Here is a 26,463-nt window from a genome sequence, read left to right on the forward strand (position 1 = left end):
CCCCGCTGACCCGGCGGCGTGTTTGCCGTTGTTCCGTGTCAGTGGTGGCGCATTATAGGGAGTTATTCCGGCCTGACAAGAGGAAATTTAAAATAATTTTCTGACCGCGCAACATTCAACCAAATCAGCCTAAAACTGCCAGTTTTTCGAGCGTTTCGAAGCCGTAACGCTGTAAAACGGGCAATAATTGTTCAGCTTCTGGCGTCATTGCCATACAAAAGGCAATATTCGCATCGGCAGATTTTGCATCCGGGGCTTCATGTTCTAACAGCCAGGCCGTTCGGCGAGCAATCGCTGCGCCAGAATCCACCAGCCGGGTTCCCTCTGGCAGCACCTGTAACAGTTCTTCTTGTAGTAGAGGGAAATGGGTACACCCCAGTACAACGGTATCTGGCGGCTCTTTCATTCTTAACCACGGACGCAAGATACGTTTTAGCGCATCCAGAGAAACATCTTCGCCATGCAGCTTCGCTTCAGCCAACTCGACCATCTCTGCCGAGCCCAGCATTTCTATCTGGCATTCATTAGCGAAACGCGCGATCAGCTCATGAGTATAAGAACGTTTAACAGTTCCGCGGGTTGCCAGTAATCCGACAATGCCATTTGCCGTCAGACGTGCAGCAGGTTTAATCGCCGGCACGACACCAACAACCGGGAAGTCGAACTTTTCGCGTAATGCAGGAAGCGAAACGGTACTGGCGGTGTTGCAAGCGACCACAGCCAGCGCAAGGGGATAACGTTCTTGCACCGCGGTGACAATTGCCACCACTCGCTCAACAATAAACGCTTCGCTTTTTTCGCCATACGGGAAAGCGACGTTATCGAAAGCATAAATGTAATGGAGATCCGGTAAGAGATGCCGGATCTCGTCATAGACCGACAACCCACCGACGCCGGAGTCAAACACCAGCACGGTGGGACGTGGTTCAGAAGGTGTAGCTGCCAGACAAGGTGTATTCCCGTCCTGCAGTTTGGTAGCCATAGACTGTCTCATAATCTTTGTCGAACAGGTTGGCTATTTTACCACGAACTGTCAGGTGAGAGGTGACCGGATACGCAACCGCAAGATCCCACAAGCTCACACCGCCCATTTTAACGGTTTGATAAGGATAAGATGAGTAATCCTTATCATAGCGAGTGCCTAAATACTGATAAGTAATACCCCAGTCGAAGTCATACAATTGCCAGTCGAGCTGGTATTTCACCTGCTGTTTAGCACGGCGTAACAACGGCACGTCGGTAATCGCATTACGCGCATCGACATAATCATAACTCACAGTATGCGTCAGTGGTCCGGTATCAAAATTGGCGGTCGCCTCGACGCCCTTAATCCGCGCTTTCCCTTCGTTGTAATATTTCAGGGTGTGATCATCATAATCGATCAAGTCACTGACATCGTTACGATATCCGGAAATACGCCAGTTCACCCCAGCGGTTAAGCCTTCAAACGCGCCTTCCCACTGTTTGCTTTTCTCAGGATTCAGATTCGGATTTCCGTAGAAACCATACAGTTGCCCAAGATTAGGTGCCTTGTACGACGTGCCATAAGAAGCGATAAAACGATAGCCTTCGATGAATTCCCAACCGGCACTCGTTTGCCAGGTTCCATGACGACCAAACTGTGAGTTATCGTCGCTGCGGGCTGCGCCTTCAAACGTAAAATCGCCGACTTGTTGCAATCCGGTCAGATAGATGCCGGTATTACGTTGATCATATCCATCCTTAACATAAGCTGTGCCCGGTGCCGTGCTCTGCTTCTGCCAGTCAACACCCGCACCAATATTACCGTGGCCAATGATGATGTTGTTTGCCCACTGGACGGTGTATTGCTTCATCTCATCGAGCGTCGCCGACGAATCATAACGACCATAATGGGGATCGTAGTTGTAATCTTTGCTATGGCTATAGCTGGTAATGAGTTGTGATTTAATCAGTTCACCGTTATAGCGCAGCCCGGCGTCCCAACTTTGGCTATAGAGTTTACGGGTATCGAGCAACGGTGAGCCGGGAGAATAATACGCGTCATAATTGGTACGGTTATCATAGCCATAGCCGCGCACAAAGCCGCTCCAGGCATCAGTAAAGTTATGCTCCAGCGCGCCATAAAGCGTTTTACTTAAAAAACCATCGTTATCTGTCTGCGCTTGCGTTCCGGTATTCCCATAGGCAACAACATCATAACCATGAGTATGGGCATAATCGCCCAACAGCGTTACCCGTGTCTTATCCCCCAATTGTTGCTGCGTGGAGACATCATAGTTCTGATAACTATTGCTTCCCCACCCTGCTGAAATTTCCGTTCCGGGTTCATCGCGCGTCGTGATGATATTCACCACCCCACCTATCGCATCGGAACCATAAACGGCGGAGCGCGGCCCACGGATATATTCAACACGCTGGACAAGCGCAATAGGGAACTGGCTAAGGTCGGCAGAACCACTCACTCCCGCCAGATTCAGGCGGACGCCATCAATTAACACCAGCACATGACTGGCATTTGTACCGCGAATAAAAATAGATGAGAGCTGACCTGAACCGCCGTTTTGGGTGATATCGACGCCCGGAAGACGGCGCAGCACATCATTGACCGAGGTCGACTGCCAGCGGTCGATATCCTGACGCGTCACAACGGTGGTTGGTGCAAGCACAGTGCTGCGCGGCTGTTCAAAACGGTTAGCGGTAACGACGAGAGTATCCGGGCTGGTATCCTGTGCCCAAGCGGAAAAGGCTGTGACGGAACACGCCGTCAGCAGCGAAGCTTTTTTAATCATTGTAAAGCATCCACAATAGAAGAAGGATGCCGCAGGTTTCATCAATATTACGCGATGATGAGAACCAGATGCGACGTTGGCCGGCAGGTCTTCGGGCTTGGAGGGGTATCTAAGATACTAAGAGATGATGACTTCCCACCGGATGGCAGTGTCCGCATAACGCAATCATCGCACCTTTCCTTACCGCTGCGCGTCAGCTCCAGATTCGCACTGGATTCCCTATTAACTCACAGGACCGGCAAGTGGATGCTACAGGTTGTAACAAGTTACTGTCCAGACGTAGCTCACAAATAGGAATACATCAAGATCTGGACATCTGATGAGCAATCCCTACAATCGCCGCGTACTTTAATTTTTCAGGATACATCATGACCCCCGAACACCTTCCAACAGAACAGTATGAAGCGCAGTTAGCCGAAAAAGTGGTACGTTTGCAAAGTATGATGGCACCGTTTTCTGACCTGGTTCCGGAAGTGTTTCGCTCGCCGGTCAGTCATTACCGGATGCGTGCGGAGTTCCGCATCTGGCACGATGGCGATGACCTGTATCACATCATTTTCGATCAACAAACCAAAAGCCGCATCCGCGTGGATAGCTTCCCCGCCGCCAGTGAACTTATCAACCAGTTGATGACGGCGATGATTGCGGGTGTGCGCAATAATCCCGTCCTGCGCCACAAGCTGTTCCAGATTGATTACCTCACCACGCTGAGCAATCAGGCGGTCGTTTCCCTGCTGTACCATAAAAAGCTGGATGACGAATGGTGTCAGCAGGCGGAAACCCTGCGTGATGCACTGCGAGCGCAGAATCTGAATGTGCATCTGATTGGTCGGGCAACGAAAACCAAAATCGCGCTGGATCAAGATTACATCGACGAACGTCTGCCGGTCGCAGGGAAAGAGATGATCTACCGTCAGGTAGAAAACAGCTTTACCCAGCCGAACGCGGCGATGAATATTCAGATGCTGGAATGGGCGCTGGACGTAACCAAAGGCTCAAAAGGCGATTTACTGGAGCTGTACTGCGGCAACGGTAACTTCTCATTAGCCCTGGCGCGCAATTTTGATCGGGTATTAGCCACCGAAATCGCCAAGCCGTCGGTCGCTGCCGCGCAATACAACATTGCCGCTAACCATATTGATAATGTACAAATTATTCGTATGGCGGCAGAAGAATTTACTCAGGCGATGAATGGCGTACGTGAGTTTAACCGCCTGCAAGGGATCGACTTAAAGACCTATCAGTGCGAAACCATTTTTGTCGACCCGCCGCGCAGCGGTCTGGACAGTGAAACCGAGAAAATGGTGCAGGCGTATCCGCGTATTTTGTACATCTCCTGTAACCCGGAAACGTTATGCAAGAATCTGGAAACATTAAGCCAGACGCACAAGGTCGAACGTCTGGCTCTGTTTGATCAGTTCCCCTACACGCACCATATGGAGTGCGGCGTATTACTGACCGCGAAGTAAAATCTATGCCGGATGCGCCAGCATCCGGCATGATACCGATTACTCAGCAACTTCCTGCTTACGGTTACGCATCTTCGCGCCAATCCAGAACACCATAATGACGGACAGTACTGCCGGGAAGAAGTTAGAGCCGATATCCGGATATTCCGCACGAACTACCGTGCTGTACAGCAGTACGCCGAGAATAAAACAGGCAGCTGCCAGACCCGGCAAGCCTACCGGCATAGTGCGATTAAGATAACGTTGATGCAGGCAGTAAACCGTCAGCACAAGGGAAATAATCGGGAATACAGAAAATGGCACAATGGAGCTAAACAGCGCTGCGAAAGTACCATTAATCGATAAGCCAGCAACTAACGCCAGCAGCAGCGTACCTCTATCTTGATTTGCTTGTTTCATTACTCGTCCTTCACATTTCCCGGAATAATTGCGGTTTTCTCTTGTTCACGGCGATACCAGTAATAAGCCCCTTTCGAAATCATTCGCAGTTGCAGTACCAGTCGCTCTTCTAATTGCCGACGTTGTTCGACGCCGACGTCCAACGCCTCGGCACCCGCACTGAAGACAATCGTCACCATGGCTTCGGCTTGCGCTTCAGTAAACGCACGCGGCATATGGTTTTCGAGTTCCAGATAGTCCGCAAGTTCCGCAATGAAGTGCTGAATTTCACGCGCAACCGCAGCACGAAACGCAGCGGAGGTGCCGGAGCGTTCCCGCAATAATAACCGGAAGGCGTTAGGATTATTACCGATGAACTCCATAAATGTGGAGACCGAGGTGCGGATCACACTCCCGCCTTTGGCGATACGCTGACGCGCCTGGCGCATGAGTTGGCGTAGCATTAAACCGCTCTCATCAACCATGGTCAGACCCAGTTCGTCTACGTCGCGGAAATGCCGATAAAAAGAGGTGGGAGCAATGCCCGCTTCACGCGCCACTTCACGCAAACTCAGGCTGGCGAAGCTGCGTTCAGCACTTAATTGGCTAAATGCGGCTTCCACCAGCGAACGGCGGGTTTTTTCTTTTTGTTGCGCTCTTACGCCCATCACGATGTCTGAATCCTTGCCAAAAGTACTGCTGGCACTATACCAGAGAATGAACATACTGGATTGCTCCAGTGTTGTGAATGAACGGTAACGCAATAAAACATATTTACTGCAATTCTTTGGCCGGTTCTTTTACGTACAACAACGCCAGCATCGACAGCAACGTGCCTCCCCCCAGATACCACGCCGGAGCCGTCAAACTATCCAGCAACACGATGGATTGCGTAGCGAAATATTGAGCAAAACCGCCAAAGATTGCCACACCAATGCTATAAACCAGTGCAAAACCCAATGCCCGAATCCGTTTCGGCAACAATTCAGAGATCAACAACATCACTGGCACACCACCAAGCGTGGTAAAGCTGACCATCACGAAAACCACCGTCAGCAACATGCCAGGGCTTGGGTAATTCACCAACAGCCAGAATGACGGCCAGCTACAGATCAGCACCATCACACGGGAGATTAAAATCAGCTTTTTACGCCCGACCGAATCGCACAACATCCCCACCAGCAACGCACCCACAAACGTAATAACGCCCGCCAGTAACATCGCTGCATGAGAATAATGTTGAGGCATCGCCAGATACTTCGCCGCCCAGGTGCCGTAATAAAAGAGGGAAATATAGGTTGCGACCGTGCTACCAATAGCGAGTAAAACGCCATTAACGATCGTCGCCTTGTGTAGCAGGAGCAGAGAGAACGCGCTTTCGCTGGTAGCAGCTTTTTTATTGCGCACAGGCTCAGGTACGTCATTTTCCAGGCTCAGACGCAACCAGCAACCGATAGGTGCTAATAACACGCCAATAAAGAACGGCACACGCCAGCCCCATTCTGCCATTACGGTTTCTGAACCTGTGGCGAACGGTAGCCATGCGCTCAGACCTAAAGCAACAACACCACCAAAGGTCGTTGCCAGCCCCTGGGTCGCCAGCGACCAGCTACTGTAAAAGCCGCGACGATTTGCCGGAGCTGATTCAACCAACAAAGACATTGAGGCACCGACTTCGCCTCCTGCCGCAACGCCCTGAATTAGACGCGCCAGCACCAGCGTCGCGGTTCCCCAATAGCCTGCCGTTGCATATGTCGGCGCGATGCCAATCATCAACGTGCCGAGGCTCATCAGGGCAATGGTGAACACCATCGCGGGCTTACGTCCGAAACGATCGGCCCAGGCCCCGACGATAATTCCACCAAGCGGGCGCATAAAAAAACTCACGCCAAACGTTGCAAATGCCAGTAGTAGCGCGACGTTTTTGTCTGCGCTGGGCGGGAAAAATAGTGTACTGATATAGACCACAAAAAAGTTGTAAACGCCAAAATCAAAAAATTCGAGCGCATTGCCAAACGCCGAAGCAAAAATCACCCGCTTACCGCTGGGCTTTTTCTTCACAATCACGCTTCCATTTACGATCGCCGTCATTCCATGTTCCTTGCCAAAAAGTGTTGTTGTGTGTTGTTTTATTTATTGCAGCCAGGCTTCTACCAGTGCGCCCCAGTAGCTGCATGCCGGGACCAGACTTGCATCGTTGAAGTCGTAGCCCGGGTTATGCACCATGCAGGAACCTTCCCCGACATCGCCATTACCGAACAGCAAAAAAGCGCCTTTCGGCTGGGCTTCCAGCATGAAAGAGAAATCCTCACTGCCCATCAGGGGCTTGATGCCAAACTCGGCCCGATCTTCACCAAACGTTTTACACGCCACCTGCCAGGCGAAGCGCGCCATCTCCTCGTCATTCACTAATACCGGTGTACCGTTAACATGCGTAACCTCAGCCGTAGCACCAAAGCTGGCAGCCTGGGCTTGTGCCAGAGCAGGAATACGGGTCAGAAGAAGTTGTCGGGTATCGCGGCTAAGAGAGCGGACGCTGATTTTCATCTCAGCACTGTCAGGAATGACGTTAGCCGCCTCCCCTGCAACAATGCTGCCGACGGTAATTACCGCCGCTTCCAGCGGATCGACATTGCGCGACACAATGCTTTGTAATGCGGTGGTGATATGTGCAGCAACCAGCACCGGATCGATGGCTTTGTGCGGGATCGCACCGTGTCCACCACAACCACGAACCGTAATATGGAACTGATCCATTGACGCCATTAGCGCCCCAGGCTGGAAATAAAACTTACCCACCGGCAGACCGGGCATGTTATGCATGCCGAAAATGACATCGCAGGGGAAACGGTCAAAAAGCCCCTCTTTAACCATGATCTCACCGCCGTTAATCATCTCTTCCGCAGGCTGGAAGATGAGACGTAACGTGCCGTTAAAAAGGCGGGTTTCGGCAAAATAACGCGCGGCACCCAGCAGTATGGTGGTATGCCCGTCATGCCCGCAGGCGTGCATTAAACCAGGATGTTTACTGGCCCAGGGCTTGCCACTATTTTCATAAATTGGCAATGCATCCATATCCGCCCGCAGGCCAATACTTTTCTCTCCGTCGCCCACTTTTAACGTGGCTACCACGCCGGTTGTCGCCAGCCCTTGCTCAACCTCATAGCCCCACTGGCGCAGCTTTTCCGCCACCAAAGCACTGGTTTTAAATTCTTGTAATCCCAGTTCCGGGTTTTCGTGGATCTGATGGCGGATCTCGCGCAGTTCTTCCTCAAACCCTCGAATATAGTGTTCGATCATCGGCTATTCCTTTATTCACTTATAAACAGGCTAATTAACGGATCTTATTGATGGTATAAATACAAATAACTCATCAATATAAAATATTTATATATTTGTTTTATAAGAAGATTTCATAAAGACAATAACAAAAAAGAACGCTTCGGCAAGATAAAACTATCAGCCATAAGAAAAAGCGATTAATAGTGAATTAATGAAATAAGAAGGGGCAGATAAAGCAAAGCCCGCTCAAGTTATAGCCAGATAAATGACGGGGATCAATTGGCTTACCCGCGATAAAATGTTACCATTCTGTTGCTTTTATGTATAAGAACAGGTAAGCCCTACCATGCCACATTCCTACGATTACGATGCCATAGTAATAGGTTCCGGCCCCGGCGGCGAAGGCGCTGCAATGGGCCTGGTTAAGCAAGGTGCGCGCGTCGCAGTTATCGAGCGTTATCAAAATGTTGGCGGCGGTTGCACCCACTGGGGCACCATCCCGTCGAAAGCTCTCCGTCACGCCGTCAGCCGCATTATAGAATTCAATCAAAACCCACTATACAGCGACCATTCGCGACTGCTCCGCTCTTCTTTTGCCGATATCCTTAACCATGCCGATAACGTGATTAATCAACAAACGCGCATGCGTCAGGGATTTTACGAACGTAATCACTGTGAAATATTGCAGGGAAACGCTCGCTTTGTTGACGAGCATACGCTGGCGCTGGATTGCCCGGACGGCAGCGTCGAAACACTAACCGCTGAAAAATTTGTTATTGCCTGTGGCTCTCGTCCATATCATCCAACAGATGTTGATTTCACCCATCCACGCATTTACGACAGCGACTCAATTCTTAGCATGCACCACGAACCGCGCCATGTGCTGATTTACGGTGCTGGAGTGATCGGCTGTGAATATGCGTCGATCTTCCGCGGTATGGATGTAAAAGTGGATCTGATCAATACCCGCGATCGCCTGCTGGCATTTCTCGATCAAGAGATGTCAGATTCTCTCTCCTATCACTTCTGGAACAGTGGCGTAGTGATTCGTCACAACGAAGAGTACGAGAAGATCGAAGGCTGTGACGACGGTGTGATCATGCATCTGAAGTCGGGTAAAAAACTGAAAGCTGACTGTCTGCTCTATGCCAACGGTCGCACCGGTAATACCGATTCGCTGGCGTTACAGAACATTGGGCTGGAAACTGACAGTCGCGGACAGCTGAAGGTCAACAGCATGTATCAGACCGCACAGCCACACGTTTACGCGGTGGGCGACGTGATTGGTTATCCGAGCCTAGCGTCGGCGGCCTATGACCAGGGGCGCATTGCCGCGCAGGCGCTGGTGAAAGGCGAAGCCACCGCACATCTGATTGAAGATATCCCTACCGGCATTTACACCATCCCGGAAATCAGCTCTGTGGGCAAAACCGAACAGCAGCTGACCGCGATGAAAGTGCCGTATGAAGTGGGCCGCGCCCAGTTCAAACATCTGGCACGCGCACAAATCGTCGGCATGAACGTGGGCACGCTGAAAATTTTGTTCCATCGGGAAACAAAAGAGATTCTGGGTATTCACTGCTTTGGCGAGCGCGCTGCCGAAATTATTCATATCGGTCAGGCGATTATGGAACAGAAAGGTGGCGGCAACACTATTGAGTACTTCGTCAACACCACCTTTAACTACCCGACGATGGCGGAAGCCTATCGGGTAGCTGCGTTAAACGGTTTAAACCGCCTGTTTTAACACTTTATCGAAATGGCCATCCATTCTTGCGCGGATGGCCTCTGCCAGCTGCTCATAGCGGCTGCGCAGCGGTGAGCCCGGACGATAAACCAGCCCAATAGTGCGGCGAGGCTCCGGCTTAATGCACGGCAGATAAACAACTCCATCGCGTTTGCGCTCCGGCGGCACAGCCAGCGCTGGCAGTAAAGTGATCCCGCTACCTGCCGCCACCATGTTGCGCAGCGTCTCCAGGCTGGTCGCGCGGAAGTGTGTATCTTCATCCGCCCCGGCTTCAAAACAGAAACCCATTGCCTGATCGCGCAAACAATGACCATCTTCCAGCATCAGCAGTTTTTCTCCTGCCAGATCGGCCATCGGTACGCATTCGCGGTTCGCCCACGGGTGATCTTCATAGATAGCCAGCAACATTGGCTCATCAAACAACGGCACTTCAATGAATGCTTCGCTCTCTTTCACCAGCGCGAGGATCACGCAATCGAGCTTGCCGCTGTCCAGTTGCGCCAGTAACTGGTGGGTCTGTGCTTCATGCAGATACATTTCCAGCTTTGGAAAGGTCTGGTGCAGCATCGGGATAATATGCGGTAGCAGGTACGGTCCAACCGTGGGAATCAAACCAATATGCAGCGGTCCGGACATCGTCTCGCCCTGCTGGCTTGCCATCTCTTTAAGGACTTTCACCTCACGCAGCACGGTACGCGCCTGATCCACCAGCAGCATTCCCGCCTGGGTGAACAACACTTTACGGCTGGTCCGCTCCAGCAACATCACGCCCAACTCATCTTCCAGCTTACGAATTTGCCCGCTAAGCGTCGGCTGGCTAACGTGGCAGGAATCTGCCGCACGCCGAAAATGGCGGTGTTCGGCCAATGCCACCAGGTACTCAAGATCACGAATATTCATTATCCATCCTCCATTGCCACGATAGTTCGCGGCGATAGGTAGCATAGCAACGAACGATTATCCCTATCAAGCATTCTGACTGATAATTGCTCACAGAAACGGAGCGGCACCTCTTTTAACCCTTGAAGTCACTGCCCGTTTCGAGAGTTTCTCAACTCGAATAACTAAAGCCAACGTGAACTTTTGCGGATCTCCAGGATCCGCTTTTTTTTGCCATAAAAAAGCCCGGCGATAAGCCAGGCTCAAATTTGTACATATAAATGTTCTTACCCCAACCGCGCCTGCGCAAAAGCAATCGCCTGCGCCACCTGCTGCGGTGAGACGCCGCCTTTTGCCGCACGCTTGTCGAGGCACGATTGTAGCGACAGAATCGGATAGACATCTTCGCCAATCACCTGACTGAATTTCTGCAACTCACTGAGCGGTAGTTCTTCCAGCGGTTTGCCCTGACGAATGGCTTCCACCACCGCTTCACCAACAATATGGTGCGCCTCGCGGAACGGTACGCCTTTCGCCACCAGGTAATCCGCCAGTTCAGTGGCGTTGGCGTAACCCTGCTGAGCCGCTTCCTGGCAACGCGGACGTTTCACCTGAATGCCGTCCAGCACCAGCGCCGCCATATGCAGGCAGTCCAGCCAGGTATCGAGCGCGTCGAACAGACCTTCTTTGTCTTCCTGCATATCTTTGTTGTAAGCCAGCGGCAAACCTTTCAGCGTCATCATCATGCCGGTTAACGCCCCCTGCACCCGACCGCATTTACCGCGAATCAGCTCCAGCGCATCCGGGTTTTTCTTCTGCGGCATTAATGATGAACCGGAAGTCACGCGGTCCGAAAGCTCGACAAACCCCGCTTCGCCGGTGTTAAAGAAAATCAGATCTTCAGCAAAACGCGACAGATGCACCATGCCGATAGCGGCAGCAGACAGCAGTTCCAGCACGTGGTCACGGTCAGAAACGCTGTCGAGACTGTTACGGGTCGCTGAGGCAAATCCCAGCCAGCCTGCTAACTGTTCACGGTCGATTTCATAGGCCGTTCCCGCCAGTGCGCCACAGCCTAACGGGCTGACATCCAGACGCTTAAGCGCATCCTGCAAACGGCTTTCATCACGCGCCAGCATCTCAACGTAGGCCAGGCACCAGTGCGCGAAAGTCACCGGTTGAGCGCGTTGCAGGTGGGTGTAACCCGGCATCACCGCGTCCTGATTGTTTTGTGCGGTCTCGACCAGAGCGGATTGTAACTGCCGGTTAGCCGTCAGTAACTCGCTAACGGTATCTTTGCACCACAGTTTCAGGTCAGTCGCTACCTGATCATTACGACTACGCCCGGTATGCAGCTTTTTGCCTAACTGGCCCACTTTGTCGATCAGTTTGCCTTCCACCCAGCTATGGATATCTTCGGCGTCGCTTTCAAGGATTTGTTGTGGCCTGGCGCGAACATCTTCCAGCAGCACGTTCAACGCCTCTTCCAGTTGCGCCTGTTCTTCTGCGGTCAGCACACCGACCGTTACCAGGGCTTTGGACCAGGCCACAGAGCCAACAATATCCTGCTCCGCCAGACGGTAATCAAAGCGCAGTGAGTCGTTAAATTGTTTGAACCGTTGATCTGCTGCCTGGGTAAAACGTCCGCCCCAAAGTGCCATAACTCTGTTTCCTTATTTTGAAATTCAATGCCGGAAAGCTGCGCTTCCGGCCAACAAAACTTAAGCTAAAATCCGCGTACCCATCGGCATACCGTTAAACAGTGCCGGAAGCTGTTCCGCATGACGCCAGGAAGCGATATCCACCGGGCGGCCCAGCGTGCGCGCAGCATCCAGCGCCGCGTTCACTTTCACTATCATGCCATCAGTAATAATGCCCTGCTCAATCAGTTGTTCTGCTTTCGCGGCGGTCATTTCGGCAATACGTTGCCCTTTGCCGTCGAGAATGCCGCTGACGTCGGAGAGCAAAATCAGATCCGCGCCCAGCGTTGCCGCCAGCGCCGTCGCTGCCTGGTCAGCATTGACGTTCATCAGTTGCCCTTCGTCTGTTACGCCAATGGAGCTGACCACCGGCAGATAACCGTTCTCCAGCAAGGTGTTGATAAGCTTAGGCGAACCTGGCTGCGCCAGTCCAACATGGCCTAACTCTTCATCAAGCTGGGTCACTTTGACGCTGTCGCCGTCACCGAGAAACAAACCTACGGCCGCAATCTGATGTTTCTTCGCCCATGCCAGCAGGGTTTTATTTGCCGTTCCCGCCAGTGCTCCGGTGATAATGTTTATCTGATCCGCTGGCGTCACCCGCAGGCCATTTTTCTTTTTCACCGGCAGATTCAGCCCTTTCATCAACTCATCTACCACGCAGCCGCCACCGTGGACAATCACCAGCGGACGCTGATGTGACTCACGATAATTCACCAGGGCGCTAAACAGACGTTCCAGCGCCTCTTCACTATCCAGCAGTACGCCGCCCAGTTTGATAATTAATGGATTCATCATTGCACCCTTAAATAAGAGACTGCGTTTCCGCATAGCCGAAACGTATATTGGCGCACTGTACCGCTTGTGCCGCCGCGCCTTTCAGTAAGTTGTCTTCGGTCGCCACAATAATCAGATGCTCGCCCTGAACGGCAAACCCGATATCGCAAAATGGCAGCCCAACGACATTTTTCAGCGCCGGAACGCCTTTGTCATACAGTCGCACCAGCGGTTTATGGGCATACGCCTGCTGTAACACTTGCGCGACTTGCACCTGGGTCACACCCGGTTTCAGGCGGCAGGTAATGGTTTCGAGAATGCCGCGCGGGAAATTGCCCAGATGCGGGGTGAAGATAACGTCAGCACCGAGGTGTGTGGCGATCTCTGGTTGATGGCGATGAGTAAAGACGCCATACGGTTGCAGGCTAACTTCACAAAAACTATTTGAAATCGCTGCCTTACGTCCTGCACCGCTCACGCCGCTGGTGGCGTTGATCACCGGCCACTGATTGAGGTCAAGAAGATCGGCATCAATCAACGGTTTCAGCGCCAGCTGTGCCGCCGTCGGATAACAGCCTGGCACGGCAATCAAGTTCGCTTCTTTTAATTTATTACCGCACCACTCGGCCAGACCGTAGGCTGCCTGTTCCAGCAGTTCCGGATACTGATGGGTAAAGCCGTAATATTTTTCATAGAAGGTGGCGTCGTTAACACGAAACGCGCCGGAAAGGTCGAACACCACGCAGCCGGCTTCAAGAAATTGCGGCGCTAAATCGTGGCTAACTTCATGGGCGGTGGCGAGAAACACCACGTCCACCCCTGGGCTAAACTCGCTGATATCCGACATCGGCTGCAACGGCAGATCAACGATGCCTTTTAGCTGCGGATGCAAATCGGAGATTAACTTTCCCGCATCATTGCTTTGCGCTGAAACAGTCAAAGCGGTTATGTTCATATGCGGATGGCGATTTACATAGGTCACTAGCTCTGCGCCAGCGTAGCCGCTGGCACCCACAATCAGCGTATTCAACATCGGGGCTATTCACCTTCTTATGTCTGGTTGCCAGGTTAAACGTAAAACATTCACCTTACGGCTGGTGGGTTTTATTACGCTCAACGTTAGTGTATTTTTATTCATAAATACTGCATGAATATTGATACTATCATGACCAGAGGTGTGTCAACAATGAAAAACAAATTACCGCCATTTATCGAGATTTACCGTGCTCTGATTGCCACACCTTCAATAAGCGCCACGGAAGAGGCACTCGATCAAAGCAATGCAGATTTAATCACTCTGCTGGCGGACTGGTTTAAAGATTTAGGCTTCAATGTGGAAGTGCAGCCTGTGCCAGGAACTCGCAACAAATTTAATATGCTGGCAAGTACCGGACAGGGGGCTGGCGGTTTGTTGCTGGCGGGGCATACCGATACGGTGCCATTTGATGACGGACGCTGGACGCGCGATCCGTTTACACTGACGGAGCATGACGGCAAGCTTTACGGCTTAGGCACCGCCGACATGAAAGGCTTTTTTGCGTTTATCCTTGATGCGCTACGCGATGTCGACGTCACGAAACTGAAAAAACCGCTCTACATTCTGGCGACTGCCGATGAAGAAACCAGTATGGCCGGAGCGCGTTATTTTGCCGAAACTACCGCCCTGCGCCCGGATTGCGCCATCATTGGCGAACCGACGTCACTACAACCGGTACGCGCACATAAAGGTCATATCTCTAACGCCATCCGTATTCAGGGCCAGTCGGGCCACTCCAGCGATCCTGCACGCGGAGTTAACGCTATCGAACTGATGCACGACGCCATCGGGCATATTTTGCAATTGCGCGATAAGCTGAAAGAACGTTATCACTACGAAGCGTTTACCGTGCCATACCCCACGCTCAACCTCGGGCATATTCACGGTGGCGACGCTTCTAACCGTATTTGCGCTTGCTGTGAGTTGCATATGGATATTCGTCCGCTGCCGGGCATGACACTCAATGAACTTAATGGCCTACTCAACGATGCGCTGGCTCCGGTGAGCGAACGCTGGCCGGGTCGTCTGACGGTCGACGAGCTGCATCCGCCGATCCCTGGCTATGAATGCCCGCCAAATCATCAACTGGTTGAAGTAGTTGAGAAATTGCTCGGAGCAAAGACCGAAGTGGTGAATTACTGTACCGAAGCGCCGTTTATTCAAACGTTATGCCCGACGCTGGTTCTGGGCCCTGGCTCAATTAATCAGGCTCATCAGCCTGATGAATATCTGGAGACGCGGTTTATCAAGCCCACCCGCGAACTGATAACCCAGGTAATTCACCATTTTTGCTGGCATTAAAAAAGCAAATCAGGCTGATGACAAAGCCATGCAAGCGCACGGACAGTCCCCTCGCCCCTTCGGGGAGAGGGTTAGGGTGAGGGGAAAACCGTGCCCATACTGACCCGTAAGCGAGTTTGTCAGCAATCTCAAATGATGCCCAAATGGTAACTACAACTCATAACTCTTTGGTGTTAATTGAGGCGATTTTTTAACATTCCCATAAGTTACGCTTATTTAAAGCGTCGTGAATTTAATGGCGTAAATTCCTGCTATTTATTCGTTTGCTGAAGCGATTTCGCAGCATTTGACGTCACCGCTTTTACGTGGCTTTATAAAAGACGACGAAAAGCAAAGCCCGAGCATATTCGCGCCAATGCGACGTGAAGGATACAGGGCTATCAAACGATAAGATGGGGTGTCTGGGGTAATATGAACGAACAATATTCCGCATTGCGTAGTAATGTCAGTATGCTCGGCAAAGTGCTGGGAGAAACCATCAAGGATGCGTTGGGAGAACACATTCTTGAACGCGTAGAAACTATCCGTAAGTTGTCGAAATCTTCACGCGCTGGCAATGATGCTAACCGCCAGGAGTTGCTCACCACCTTACAAAATTTGTCGAACGACGAGCTGCTGCCCGTTGCGCGTGCGTTTAGTCAGTTCCTGAACCTGGCCAACACCGCTGAGCAATACCACAGCATTTCGCCGAAAGGCGAAGCTGCCAGCAACCCGGAAGTGATCGCCCGCACCCTGCGTAAACTGAAAAACCAGCCGGAACTGAGCGAAGACACCATCAAAAAAGCAGTGGAATCGCTGTCGCTGGAACTGGTCCTCACGGCTCACCCAACCGAAATTACCCGTCGTACACTGATCCACAAAATGGTGGAAGTGAACGCCTGTTTAAAACAGCTCGATAACAAAGATATCGCCGACTACGAACACAACCAGCTGATGCGCCGCCTGCGCCAGTTGATCGCCCAGTCATGGCATACCGATGAAATCCGTAAACTGCGTCCAAGCCCGGTAGATGAAGCCAAATGGGGCTTTGCCGTAGTAGAAAACAGCCTGTGGCAAGGCGTACCGAATTACCTGCGCGAATTGAACGAACAACTGGAAGAGAATCTCGGCTACAAACTGCCCGTCGAATTTGTTCCGGTCCGTTTTACCTCGTGGATGGGCGGTGACCGCGACGGCAACCCGAACGTCACTGCCGATATCACCCGCCACGTCCTGCTGCTCAGTCGCTGGAAAGCCACCGATCTGTTCCTGAAAGATATTCAGGTGCTGGTTTCTGAACTGTCGATGGTTGAAGCGACCCCTGAACTGCTGGCGCTGGTTGGCGAAGAAGGTGCCGCAGAACCGTATCGCTATCTGATGAAAAACCTGCGTTCTCGCCTGATGGCGACACAGGCATGGCTGGAAGCGCGCCTGAAAGGCGAAGAACTGCCAAAACCAGAAGGCCTGCTGACACAAAACGAAGAACTGTGGGAACCGCTCTACGCTTGCTACCAGTCACTTCAGGCGTGTGGCATGGGTATTATCGCCAACGGCGATCTGCTCGACACCCTGCGCCGCGTGAAATGTTTCGGCGTACCGCTGGTCCGTATTGATATCCGTCAGGAGAGCACCCGCCATACCGAAGCGCTGGGCGAGCTGACCCGCTACCTCGGTATCGGCGACTACGAAAGCTGGTCAGAGGCCGACAAACAGGCGTTCCTGATCCGCGAACTGAACTCCAAACGTCCGCTTCTGCCGCGCAACTGGCAACCAAGCGCCGAAACGCGCGAAGTGCTCGATACCTGCCAGGTGATTGCCGAAGCGCCGCAAGGCTCCATTGCCGCCTACGTGATCTCGATGGCGAAAACGCCGTCCGACGTGCTGGCTGTCCACCTGCTGCTGAAAGAAGCGGGTATCGGGTTTGCAATGCCGGTTGCTCCGCTGTTTGAAACCCTCGATGACCTGAACAACGCCAACGATGTCATGACCCAGCTGCTGAATATCGACTGGTATCGCGGCCTGATTCAGGGCAAACAGATGGTGATGATTGGCTATTCCGACTCAGCAAAAGATGCGGGCGTGATGGCGGCTTCCTGGGCGCAATATCAGGCACAGGATGCATTAATCAAAACCTGCGAAAAAGCGGGTATTGAACTGACGTTGTTCCACGGTCGCGGCGGTTCCATTGGTCGCGGCGGCGCACCTGCTCATGCGGCGCTGCTGTCACAACCGCCAGGAAGCCTGAAAGGCGGCCTGCGCGTGACTGAACAGGGCGAGATGATCCGCTTTAAATATGGTCTGCCAGAAATCACCGTCAGCAGCCTGTCGCTGTACACCGGGGCGATTTTGGAAGCCAACCTGCTGCCACCACCTGAGCCGAAAGAGAGCTGGCGTCGCATTATGGATGAACTGTCAGTCATCTCCTGCGATCTCTACCGTGGCTACGTACGTGAAAACAAAGATTTTGTGCCTTACTTCCGCTCCGCTACGCCGGAACAAGAACTGGGCAAACTGCCGCTGGGTTCACGTCCGGCCAAACGTCGCCCGACCGGTGGCGTCGAGTCGCTGCGCGCCATTCCGTGGATTTTTGCATGGACGCAAAACCGCCTGATGCTCCCCGCCTGGCTGGGTGCAGGTACGGCGCTGCAAAAAGTGGTCGAAGATGGCAAACAGAGCGAGCTGGAGGCTATGTGCCGCGATTGGCCATTCTTCTCGACGCGTCTCGGCATGCTGGAGATGGTCTTCGCCAAAGCAGACCTGTGGCTGGCGGAATACTATGACCAACGTCTGGTAGACAAAGCACTGTGGCCGTTAGGTAAAGAGTTACGCAATCTGCAAGAAGAAGACATCAAAGTGGTGCTGGCGATTGCCAACGATTCCCATCTGATGGCCGATCTGCCGTGGATTGCAGAGTCTATTCAGCTACGGAATATTTACACCGACCCGCTGAACGTATTGCAGGCCGAGTTGCTGCACCGCTCCCGCCAGGCAGAAAAAGAAGGCCATGAGCCGGATCCTCGCGTCGAGCAGGCGTTAATGGTCACTATTGCCGGGATTGCGGCAGGTATGCGTAATACCGGCTAATCTTCCTCTCCTGCAAACCCTCGTGCTTTTGCGCGAGGGTTTTCTGAAATACTTCTGTTCTAACACCCTCGTTTTCAATATATTTCTGTCTGCATTTTATTCAAATTCTGGATATCCCTTCAGATATCCTTAAGGAATTGTCGGTACATTCGGCGATATTTTTTTCAAGACAGGTTCTTACTATGCATTCCACAGAAGTCCAGGCTAAACCTCTTTTTAGCTGGAAAGCCCTGGGTTGGGCACTGCTCTACTTTTGGTTTTTCTCTACTCTGCTACAGGCCATTATTTACATCAGTGGTTATAGTGGCACTAACGGCATTCGCGACTCGCTGTTATTCAGTTCGCTGTGGTTGATCCCGGTATTCCTCTTTCCGAAGCGGATTAAAATTATTGCCGCAGTAATCGGCGTAGTGCTATGGGCGGCCTCTCTGGCGGCGCTGTGCTACTACATCATCTACGGTCAGGAGTTCTCGCAGAGCGTTCTGTTTGTGATGTTCGAAACCAACACCAACGAAGCCAGCGAGTATTTAAGCCAGTATTTCAGCCTGAAAATTGTGCTTATCGCGCTGGCCTATACGGCGGTGGCAGTTCTGCTGTGGACACGCCTGCGCCCGGTCTATATTCCAAAGCCGTGGCGTTATGTTGTCTCTTTTGCCCTACTTTATGGCTTGATTCTGCATCCGATCGCCATGAATACGTTTATCAAAAACAAGCCGTTTGAGAAAACGTTGGATAACCTGGCATCGCGTATGGAGCCTGCCGCACCGTGGCAATTCCTGACCGGCTATTATCAGTATCGTCAGCAACTAAACTCGCTAACAAAGCTACTGAATGAAAATAATGCCTTGCCGCCGCTGGCGAATTTCAAAGATGAATCGGGTAACGAACCGCGCACTTTAGTGCTGGTGATTGGCGAGTCGACCCAGCGTGGACGCATGAGTCTGTACGGTTATCCGCGTGAAACCACGCCGGAGCTGGATGCGCTGCATAAAACCGATCCGAATCTGACCGTGTTTAATAACGTGGTGACGTCTCGTCCGTACACCATTGAAATCCTGCAACAGGCGCTGACCTTTGCCAATGAAAAGAACCCGGATCTGTATCTGACGCAGCCGTCGCTGATGAACATGATGAAACAGGCGGGTTATAAAACCTTCTGGATCACCAACCAGCAGACGATGACTGCCCGCAACACCATGCTGACGGTATTTTCGCGCCAGACCGACAAGCAGTACTACATGAACCAGCAACGTACGCAGAGTGCGCGTGAATACGACACCAACGTGCTGAAGCCGTTCCAGGAAGTGCTGAAGGACCCTGCGCCGAAGAAACTGATCATCGTTCATCTGCTGGGTACGCATATCAAATACAAATACCGTTACCCGGAAAATCAGGGCAAGTTTGATGGCAATACCGATCATGTTCCGCCGGGATTAAGCGCAGAAGAACTGGAGTCATATAACGATTATGACAACGCTAACCTGTACAACGATCACGTGGTTGCCAGCCTGATTAAAGACTTTAAAGCAGCAGACCCGAACGGTTTCCTGGTTTATTTCTCTGACCACGGTGAAGAGGTTTACGACACGCCGCCGCACAAAACTCAGGGGCGTAATGAAGACAACCCGACGCGTCATATGTACACCATTCCGTTCCTGCTGTGGACGTCAGAAAAATGGCAAGCGACTCATCCGCGTGATTTCTCACAGGATGTTGATCGTAAATACAGCCTGGCGGAACTGATCCACACCTGGTCAGATTTGGCGGGCTTATCTTACGACGGTTACGATCCAACCCGTTCAGTGGTGAATCCGCAGTTCAAAGAAACCACCCGCTGGATTGGTAACCCGTACAAGAAAAATGCGCTGATCGATTACGACACTCTGCCGTATGGCGATCAGGTAGGTAATCAGTAAATGACCTTTGTATCGCGTCTGGCGCTATTTGCCGGATGCGATACTGCCGCAATGTTTACATCGCACTCCCATCAGGCCACACTTTTCAGGTGGCCTTTTTTCATAATGCCAGTTACTGTTTTCCCGTCTACATAGCTAAGGGAATAACATGTATCACGACGTCAGCTATCTGCTCTCCCGCCTGATCAACGGCCCGCTGTCCCTGCGCCAGATTTACTTTGCCAGCAGCAACGGTCCGGTGCCCGATCTCGCGTATCAGGTCGATTTTCCACGGCTGGAAATTGTGCTGGAAGGTGAGTTTGTTGATACCGGCGCTGGAGCAACGTTAGTTCCCGGCGATGTGCTGTACGTTCCCGCTGGTGGCTGGAATTTTCCACAATGGCAAGCCCCCGCCACTACCTTTAGCGTGCTGTTTGGCAAACAGCAACTCGGCTTCAGCGTCGTGCAATGGGATGGCAAACAATATCAAAATCTGGCGAAGCAACACGTCGCCCGACGCGGCCCGCGCATTGGTTCTTTTCTGCTACAAACGCTCAATGAAATGCAAATGCAGCCGCAGGAGCAGCAAACGGCAAGGCTTATCGTCGCCAGCCTGCTTAGCCACTGCCGCGATTTGCTCGGCAGCCAAATCCAGACCGCCTCACGTAGCCAGGCACTATTCGAAGCTATTCGCGATTATATCGACGAACGCTATGCCTCCGCGCTTACCCGCGAATCTGTCGCACAGGCGTTCTATATTTCACCAAACTATCTCTCGCACCTGTTTCAAAAAACGGGGGCCATTGGTTTTAACGAATACCTGAATTACACGCGACTGGAGCACGCTAAGACGTTATTGAAAGGCTATGACCTGAAGGTAAAAGAAGTGGCGCACGCCTGCGGCTTTGTCGACAGCAACTACTTCTGCCGTCTGTTTCGTAAAAATACCGAACGCTCACCGTCGGAATATCGTCGGCAGTACCACAGCCAACTGACAGAAAAACCGACTACTCCAGAATAAGATGGGTTTGCTGCGGCGCAGAAAGCACTTTGCGCACCGCGCTCATCACCCGCTGCGGCTCACGCAGGAAAGCGTAGATGCTGCATTGCACATAGCGGCAATGTTCAAATCGCTCAGCACCGGCAAGCTCGATATCCGTAATTAACAGCGCAACATCCGCCCGGCGGATATCCTCGTCCGCTAAACGATTCTCCGTTCCCAACGCGCCCTGGGTTTCAATGCTGACGCCCCACTTCTCTAACTGGCACAACTTTTCCAGCCGTTCCGCCGCCATATATGTATGCGCCACGCCGCTTACGCAGGCGGTTACTGCCACCAGGTATGCCATTTTAACCTCCCACGGTAACCTGAAATCCGGCCCGTTCTGCCATTTCGCGCATCGTTGTCACATCGGCTGACGACGGCGCAGCAACATCTTTCATCGACCATGTTTTCCCCAGCAGGCGGTATTTCGGTTCGCCGTACTGATGAAACGGTAACAGATGGATCTGCCTGATATTCAGCGGGATCAGTACATCCAGCGCCTGCTGCATATTCTCCCGGCTGAGTGTGAAACCAGGGATCAGCGGTAAACGCGGGATCACGTTGACACCCTCACTCACCAGCAAACGCAGATTCTCCAGCACGCGTTGCAGGTTCATCTTCACCACATCCCGAGCCTGAGCCGCATCCATAATTTTTAAATCGAACAACACTTCATCGCACAATTTCGCCAGCGGTAACAGCTTGCTGGCTGGCGCGTCTCCGGCAGTTTCGATGGCGCATGACACACCCCATAGCCGCAGTCGCTGTAAAAAACGGGTCGCAAACTCCGCCTGCATTAACACTTCGCCGCCAGAAAGCGTGACGCCACCGCCGGACGTGCGAAAAAAAATGTCATCTTTCATCACTTCCCGTTCCAGAGCGTCAAGGCTGATATCGCGGCCAATCCGTTCAAATGCCCCGGAGGGGCATTCATCCGCATCACGCAAACATTTCGCGCAGTGCAGACATTTCGCCTCTCTGCGCACCGTCTGGATTTTGCCGGAGATCGACTCCGGATTAGCACACCATGGGCAAAGATGCGGACAGCCTTTAAAAAAGACCACCGTACGAATGCCCTCGCCGTCATTCAGTGAATAACGCTGAATGTTGAAAATGCGCGCCACATCATCGCGGCGCATTTCCACAACGTTACAGCTGATGCGCTGTCCGGCGGATGATGTCATCCTGGATCTCCTTCGACAATTCGACAAAGAAGGCGCTGTATCCGGCAACGCGCACCACCAGCCCGGCATAATCTTGTGGGCGCTGTTGCGCTTCCCGTAACGTGTCGGCGTTCACCACGTTAAACTGAATATGCTGCAACTTAAGCTGGGTAAATGCCCGTAAGAAGTCAGCCAGTTTGCGTAATCCCGCTTCACCTTCCAGGGTCGCCGGAGTGAATTTCACGTTCAGCAACGTACCGTTAGACAGCAGCGTATTATCGAGCTTACTGACTGATTTCAGTACCGCCGTTGGCCCTTGTGCATCCTGACCCAGCATGGGTGACAAGCCACCGTCTGCCAGTTGTTCCCCGGCAAAACGACCGTCTGGCGTCGCGCCAACCACCGATCCCAACGGGACGTGAGCAGAAACGGTATACGATCCTGGCGTGAAGTAGCCGCCGCGCGGGTTCTGGTATTTTTCCACTTCTTTGCAGTAGTGGCGTAACAGTTCGGCGCTGATGTTATCCACCTCGTCGATATCGTTACCGTATTTCTCGAAGCGGTTAATTAAGCGAGCGCGGACTTTTTCGCCTTCTGGCGTTGCGAAGTTGGCTTTTAATACCGACAGCAATTCGTCAAAACTTAAACGCTGTTGATCAAAAATCATCCCTTTCAACGCATGGAGAGAATCGCTCAGGTTGGCGATACCGATCCCCTGTACGCCGGAGAAGTTATAACGCGCGCCGCCGTCAGTAATATCGCGGCCTTTTTCCAGACAATCGCTGATAAAAGACGAGAGTAGCGGTACAGGTGCCCAGTCGCGATGGCCGATATCACAAATATTGCTGCCCTCAACCATCAGGGTGATGTAGTGGCTGATCTTGGCGCGGATCTGTTCCAGTAAACCTTCATAAGTCAGCGCAGCGTTGCCTTCATTTTCATGCAGGCAGATTTCCATCACTTTCAGCAGGTTAAACATCGCGATGTCATGCAAGCCGTAGGTTCTGCCGGGAATAGATAATTCCACACAGCCCACTACGGAATAGTCGCGCGCATCTTCCAGCGAAACGCCACGGTTGAGGAACGCTGGCACCACCACTTCATCGTTAAAGATTTGCGGAATACCGGTGCCGAGGCGAATGGTTTCTGCGGTTTTCATCAGGAACGGCGTGTCGATCAAGGCGTTAGTGCGCACGCCGAGGTTCGGTTGCGGTAATTGCACGCTTTGATAAGCGTCAAGGCAAAGGAACGAAAGCACGTTCACCGCGCTACGTCCGTTCTCGGTTAACCCGCCGAGCAGTGCGGTATAGCCGGTAGGGAAACCTGCGAAATAACGCGCGCTACTGGTGGAGCGCAACAGCACGATGTCGTTGCATTTCACCCATAAAGATTCGAGCAGTTCTTTCAGGAATGCCGGATCTTCGCCCTGGGTTAATGATGCCTGATAGAACGGCAACATATACTGGTCGAAGCGCCCCAACGATAGCGAACTGGCGTTGGATTCGTATTGCAGAATGATGTTCATGTACCAGAATAACTGGCACGCCTGCCAGAACGTCTGCGGCTTATGTTCGGCGTTATGGCGGGAGATCTCCGCAATGGTCAGCAGTTCTTCGCGACGCGGGCCATCAGTGCAGCTTGCCGCCATCGTTTCCGCCAGTTCGGCGTAACGCAAAATATGTTTCTGCGAGGCTTCCAGCAGTAACAGCGCTGCCTGATAAAAGTGATTCTCCGGCTGTTGCTGACAATGTTGCTGCATCTGTGCCACCAGCTCCCCCAGCCCGTGATTCAGCAGGCGCGGGTAATCAATAATAATGTGCCCCTGGCCTTTATCCGTCTGGTTGATGCTGAAAATCTGCGTGCTGGTCGCGGCTTTTACTTCATCCGTCATCTGCCCGTTGATGAAATCTTTCATCGAACGTTTTTCCCAGTACGGGAACAACTCTTCGCGGTAGATACGTTTATCTTCTTCGCTGATAGCAAAGCGGTCCTGCGGACGCGTCGGGAATTGATCCAGCTCTTTCAGCAGCCAGTAAGGGTCCATTTCCGGCGACATAATCCCGGCGCGTGGTTTTACGGTGCGGTTACCGGCAATCAGTTCTTCATCACGAATCGAAATTTCAACGTGTTCAAGGATATACGCTGTTGCTTTCGCCCGACGCATTATCACCGGCTCCCCTTCGGTTTGCCGATGGCTGGCGGTATAAAGCAACGCCCGCTCCAGCGAGATTTCACGGGTATTGGCAAACAGTGCAGTTTTGAGGCGAGAGATACGATTCGTCATGAGGAACTCCTGTGGGAAAGCGAACCCGCCCTTGCGGGCGGGATAAGAACTTAAGCGGTTTGTGCCAGGTGAGCTTCAATTTTGCTCATAATGGCGTCAGCACGCTTTACCGCGTCGCTGATGTTGACACGCACGATAGTCTTGCCAGCAAAACGCTCTTCAAATTTGATGCCGATATCTTTGGTCAAAATCACCATATCGGCGCTTGCCACGTCTTCCGCAGTCAGTTCATTTTCCAGACCAATCGACCCCTGGGTTTCTACTTTCACTTCCCAGCCTTTCGCTTTCGCGGCGCTTTCCAGCGCCTCTGCCGCCATATAAGTATGGGCAACACCTGAAGGACATGCGGTTACTGCGATAATTTTCGTCATGGCTCGTTCCTCAATTAATTAATTTCAAAATCCAGATCCAGGTCGTCTTCCTTCTCTTCAGTTGAAGACCCATTTTTACGCGCCAGACTTTTCAGCACGTTCACGCAGACTGCCGTCACAACCGCCCCGACAGCCACTGCCGCGATGTAACCCAACTTACCTTCAACCACCGGCAGCACAATCAGACCACCCCAGCCTGCATAGCACTGCGCACCGACCAGCGCCGCAGTTACCGCACCACAAACTGAACCGACCATGATGGAAGGAATGACACGCAGCGGATCGGCAGCGGCGAAAGGAATCGCCCCTTCAGTAACCCCAACACAGCCCATCACCAGTGCCGCCTTGCCGGTTTCGCGCTCTTCTGCGGAGAAATTTTTACGACCAATCAGCGTCGCCAGCCCCATCCCCAGCGGTGGAACACAAATCCCCACGGCAGCAATAGCCACCACGGTATAAACACCCTGAGCAACGCAAATCAGCATGAAGGCATAGGCCACTTTGTTAACCGGGCCGCCCATATCGAACGCCAGCATCAGACCCATGATCACCGCCAGCATAACAATGCTGCCCTGCTGCATCCCCTGAAGCCACTGGGTCAGGCTGTTGGTCAACGCCCCCACCGGCTCGCCCAGCCCCCACATCATGACGCCAGCGGTAATCAGTGTGCCGACGATTGGAATGATGAAGATTGGCATCACCGAGCGCAGAACTTTATGCACCGGAATTTTCTTCAGGTAATGCACCACGATGCCGCCGATAATCCCGGCGATCAGCGCACCAAAGAAGCCCGCGCCAAAGCTGTTACCAACCCAGGCACCGATAGCGCATGGAGCCAGCGCAGAACGTTCTGCAATGGAATAACCGATGTAAGCGGCGAGGAAAGGCACCATCAGCGTCAAACCTGCAACGCCGATATCAAACAGTTTTTTCAGATTCGGATCGGCTACGGCATCCGGCACTGCGCCTTTGCCATACAACATGACGGAAACCGCCAGCAAAATACCGCCCGATACCACGAAGGGAATCATGTGTGAAACGCCCGTCATTAAATGCTGACGGGTATTTTTCAGGATCTGCACCAACTCATTCATAAGCTGCTCCCGGGCTTGCGAAAGCCCATGTCCATATTTTTGATGGAAGAAACAATAGGCAATCGCAGGCGGAGCAAACAGTGGATAAAAAGGCCATTTACTGGACTTTTGTAATATCAGTACAAAAATGCGATCCGCCTCATAACTTGCGATAATCCGGAAGTACACCGCAAAACGGCGTCTTGTGAGACGCGTCGCAAATTGACG

The 26,463-nt window shown here is 52.4% G+C and carries 21 protein-coding genes and 1 riboswitch; of the genes, 6 read left to right on the forward strand and 15 right to left on the reverse strand.

Annotated elements, in window-relative coordinates; genetic code table 11:
• Positions 1-124: 124 nt before the first annotated feature.
• Together murI and btuB are read right to left on the reverse strand one after the other, a co-directional pair.
• The gene (murI, locus tag ACJHXB_RS19260; RefSeq protein ID WP_000201819.1) at positions 125-982 is read right to left on the reverse strand and encodes a glutamate racemase; all 858 of its coding nucleotides are present in this window, start codon (positions 980-982) and stop codon (positions 125-127) included.
• A complete protein-coding gene (btuB, locus tag ACJHXB_RS19265) occupies positions 927-2,771 on the reverse strand; it encodes a TonB-dependent vitamin B12 receptor BtuB (protein WP_000591356.1) in 1,845 nt (614 codons plus the stop codon). The genes murI and btuB overlap by 56 nt, the downstream gene beginning before the upstream one ends.
• Before the next feature lie 64 nt (positions 2,772-2,835).
• Positions 2,836-3,026, reverse strand: a riboswitch (cobalamin riboswitch).
• 113 nt (positions 3,027-3,139) lie between these two features.
• Here btuB and trmA point away from each other — a divergent pair.
• Positions 3,140-4,240: a tRNA (uridine(54)-C5)-methyltransferase TrmA gene (trmA, locus tag ACJHXB_RS19270; RefSeq protein WP_000187004.1), complete on the forward strand. Its 1,101-nt coding sequence runs from the start codon at positions 3,140-3,142 to the stop codon at positions 4,238-4,240.
• A 39-nt stretch (positions 4,241-4,279) separates the two neighbouring features.
• Here the strand turns inward: trmA and ACJHXB_RS19275 are convergent, their stop codons facing one another.
• The 4 genes from ACJHXB_RS19275 to ACJHXB_RS19290 form a co-directional block, all read right to left on the reverse strand.
• Positions 4,280-4,639 (reverse strand): YijD family membrane protein, encoded by a 360-nt coding sequence (locus tag ACJHXB_RS19275; protein WP_000806411.1) that lies wholly within the window; start codon positions 4,637-4,639, stop codon positions 4,280-4,282.
• Entirely contained in the window at positions 4,639-5,289 is a 651-nt protein-coding gene (gene fabR / locus ACJHXB_RS19280) for an HTH-type transcriptional repressor FabR (protein ID WP_001309117.1), read from the reverse strand. Before fabR ends, ACJHXB_RS19275 begins: the two co-directional genes overlap by 1 nt.
• Before the next feature lie 103 nt (positions 5,290-5,392).
• Positions 5,393-6,709 (reverse strand): citrate-proton symporter, encoded by a 1,317-nt coding sequence (locus ACJHXB_RS19285; RefSeq protein WP_000125476.1) that lies wholly within the window; start codon positions 6,707-6,709, stop codon positions 5,393-5,395.
• A gap of 42 nt (positions 6,710-6,751) precedes the next feature.
• Entirely contained in the window at positions 6,752-7,918 is a 1,167-nt protein-coding gene (locus tag ACJHXB_RS19290) for a M20 aminoacylase family protein (RefSeq protein ID WP_000569565.1), read from the reverse strand.
• Between the two features lie 328 nt (positions 7,919-8,246).
• On the opposite strand from ACJHXB_RS19290, the gene sthA reads away from it, so the two are divergent.
• Positions 8,247-9,647, forward strand: a complete 1,401-nt coding sequence (gene sthA / locus ACJHXB_RS19295; RefSeq protein ID WP_001120810.1) for a Si-specific NAD(P)(+) transhydrogenase — start codon at positions 8,247-8,249, stop codon at positions 9,645-9,647.
• Here the strand turns inward: sthA and oxyR are convergent.
• The 4 genes from oxyR to argC form a co-directional block, all read right to left on the reverse strand.
• Complete coding sequence (gene oxyR / locus ACJHXB_RS19300; protein ID WP_001025939.1) at positions 9,630-10,547, reverse strand: DNA-binding transcriptional regulator OxyR; 918 nt, start codon at positions 10,545-10,547, stop codon at positions 9,630-9,632. The two genes, sthA and oxyR, sit on opposite strands and share 18 nt — an antisense overlap.
• 266 nt (positions 10,548-10,813) lie before the next feature.
• The gene (gene argH, locus ACJHXB_RS19305) at positions 10,814-12,187 is read right to left on the reverse strand and encodes an argininosuccinate lyase (RefSeq protein ID WP_001230093.1); all 1,374 of its coding nucleotides are present in this window, start codon (positions 12,185-12,187) and stop codon (positions 10,814-10,816) included.
• Between the two features lie 60 nt (positions 12,188-12,247).
• The gene (argB, locus tag ACJHXB_RS19310; RefSeq protein ID WP_001605002.1) at positions 12,248-13,024 is read right to left on the reverse strand and encodes an acetylglutamate kinase; all 777 of its coding nucleotides are present in this window, start codon (positions 13,022-13,024) and stop codon (positions 12,248-12,250) included.
• A 7-nt stretch (positions 13,025-13,031) separates the two neighbouring features.
• Complete coding sequence (gene argC / locus ACJHXB_RS19315) at positions 13,032-14,036, reverse strand: N-acetyl-gamma-glutamyl-phosphate reductase (protein WP_000935366.1); 1,005 nt, start codon at positions 14,034-14,036, stop codon at positions 13,032-13,034.
• A gap of 153 nt (positions 14,037-14,189) precedes the next feature.
• On the opposite strand from argC, the gene argE reads away from it, so the two are divergent.
• The 4 genes from argE (at position 14,190) to ACJHXB_RS19335 (ending at position 21,320) form a co-directional block, all read left to right on the forward strand.
• A complete protein-coding gene (gene argE, locus ACJHXB_RS19320) occupies positions 14,190-15,341 on the forward strand; it encodes an acetylornithine deacetylase (RefSeq protein ID WP_001309115.1) in 1,152 nt (383 codons plus the stop codon).
• Between the two features lie 411 nt (positions 15,342-15,752).
• Positions 15,753-18,404, forward strand: coding sequence for a phosphoenolpyruvate carboxylase (gene ppc / locus ACJHXB_RS19325; protein ID WP_001005578.1), 2,652 nt, complete (start codon positions 15,753-15,755; stop codon positions 18,402-18,404).
• A gap of 182 nt (positions 18,405-18,586) precedes the next feature.
• Complete coding sequence (locus ACJHXB_RS19330) at positions 18,587-20,320, forward strand: phosphoethanolamine transferase CptA (protein ID WP_000556274.1); 1,734 nt, start codon at positions 18,587-18,589, stop codon at positions 20,318-20,320.
• A gap of 148 nt (positions 20,321-20,468) precedes the next feature.
• The gene (locus ACJHXB_RS19335; RefSeq protein WP_000274638.1) at positions 20,469-21,320 is read left to right on the forward strand and encodes an AraC family transcriptional regulator; all 852 of its coding nucleotides are present in this window, start codon (positions 20,469-20,471) and stop codon (positions 21,318-21,320) included.
• On the opposite strand, the gene ACJHXB_RS19340 is transcribed toward ACJHXB_RS19335, so the two are convergent.
• The 5 genes from ACJHXB_RS19340 to ACJHXB_RS19360 are packed head-to-tail and all read right to left on the reverse strand — an operon-like array spanning position 21,307 to position 26,256.
• Positions 21,307-21,648, reverse strand: a complete 342-nt coding sequence (locus ACJHXB_RS19340; protein ID WP_000323849.1) for a PTS fructose-like transporter subunit IIB — start codon at positions 21,646-21,648, stop codon at positions 21,307-21,309. The genes ACJHXB_RS19335 and ACJHXB_RS19340 overlap by 14 nt on opposite strands.
• A gap of 1 nt (position 21,649) precedes the next feature.
• Positions 21,650-22,528 (reverse strand): [formate-C-acetyltransferase]-activating enzyme, encoded by an 879-nt coding sequence (locus ACJHXB_RS19345; RefSeq protein ID WP_000204085.1) that lies wholly within the window; start codon positions 22,526-22,528, stop codon positions 21,650-21,652.
• Positions 22,494-24,791 (reverse strand): formate C-acetyltransferase, encoded by a 2,298-nt coding sequence (locus ACJHXB_RS19350; RefSeq protein WP_000184858.1) that lies wholly within the window; start codon positions 24,789-24,791, stop codon positions 22,494-22,496. Before ACJHXB_RS19350 ends, ACJHXB_RS19345 begins: the two co-directional genes overlap by 35 nt.
• A gap of 50 nt (positions 24,792-24,841) precedes the next feature.
• On the reverse strand, positions 24,842-25,162 hold the full coding sequence (locus ACJHXB_RS19355) for a PTS fructose-like transporter subunit IIB (protein ID WP_000161265.1): 321 nt from the start codon (positions 25,160-25,162) through the stop codon (positions 24,842-24,844).
• Between the two features lie 14 nt (positions 25,163-25,176).
• A complete protein-coding gene (locus ACJHXB_RS19360; RefSeq protein WP_001004469.1) occupies positions 25,177-26,256 on the reverse strand; it encodes a PTS fructose transporter subunit EIIC in 1,080 nt (359 codons plus the stop codon).
• Between the last annotated feature and the right edge of the window lie 207 nt (positions 26,257-26,463).

The organism is Escherichia sp. WS3227_2 (assembly GCF_046486495.1).
GTDB classification, from domain to species: Bacteria; Pseudomonadota; Gammaproteobacteria; order Enterobacterales; family Enterobacteriaceae; genus Escherichia; species Escherichia coli.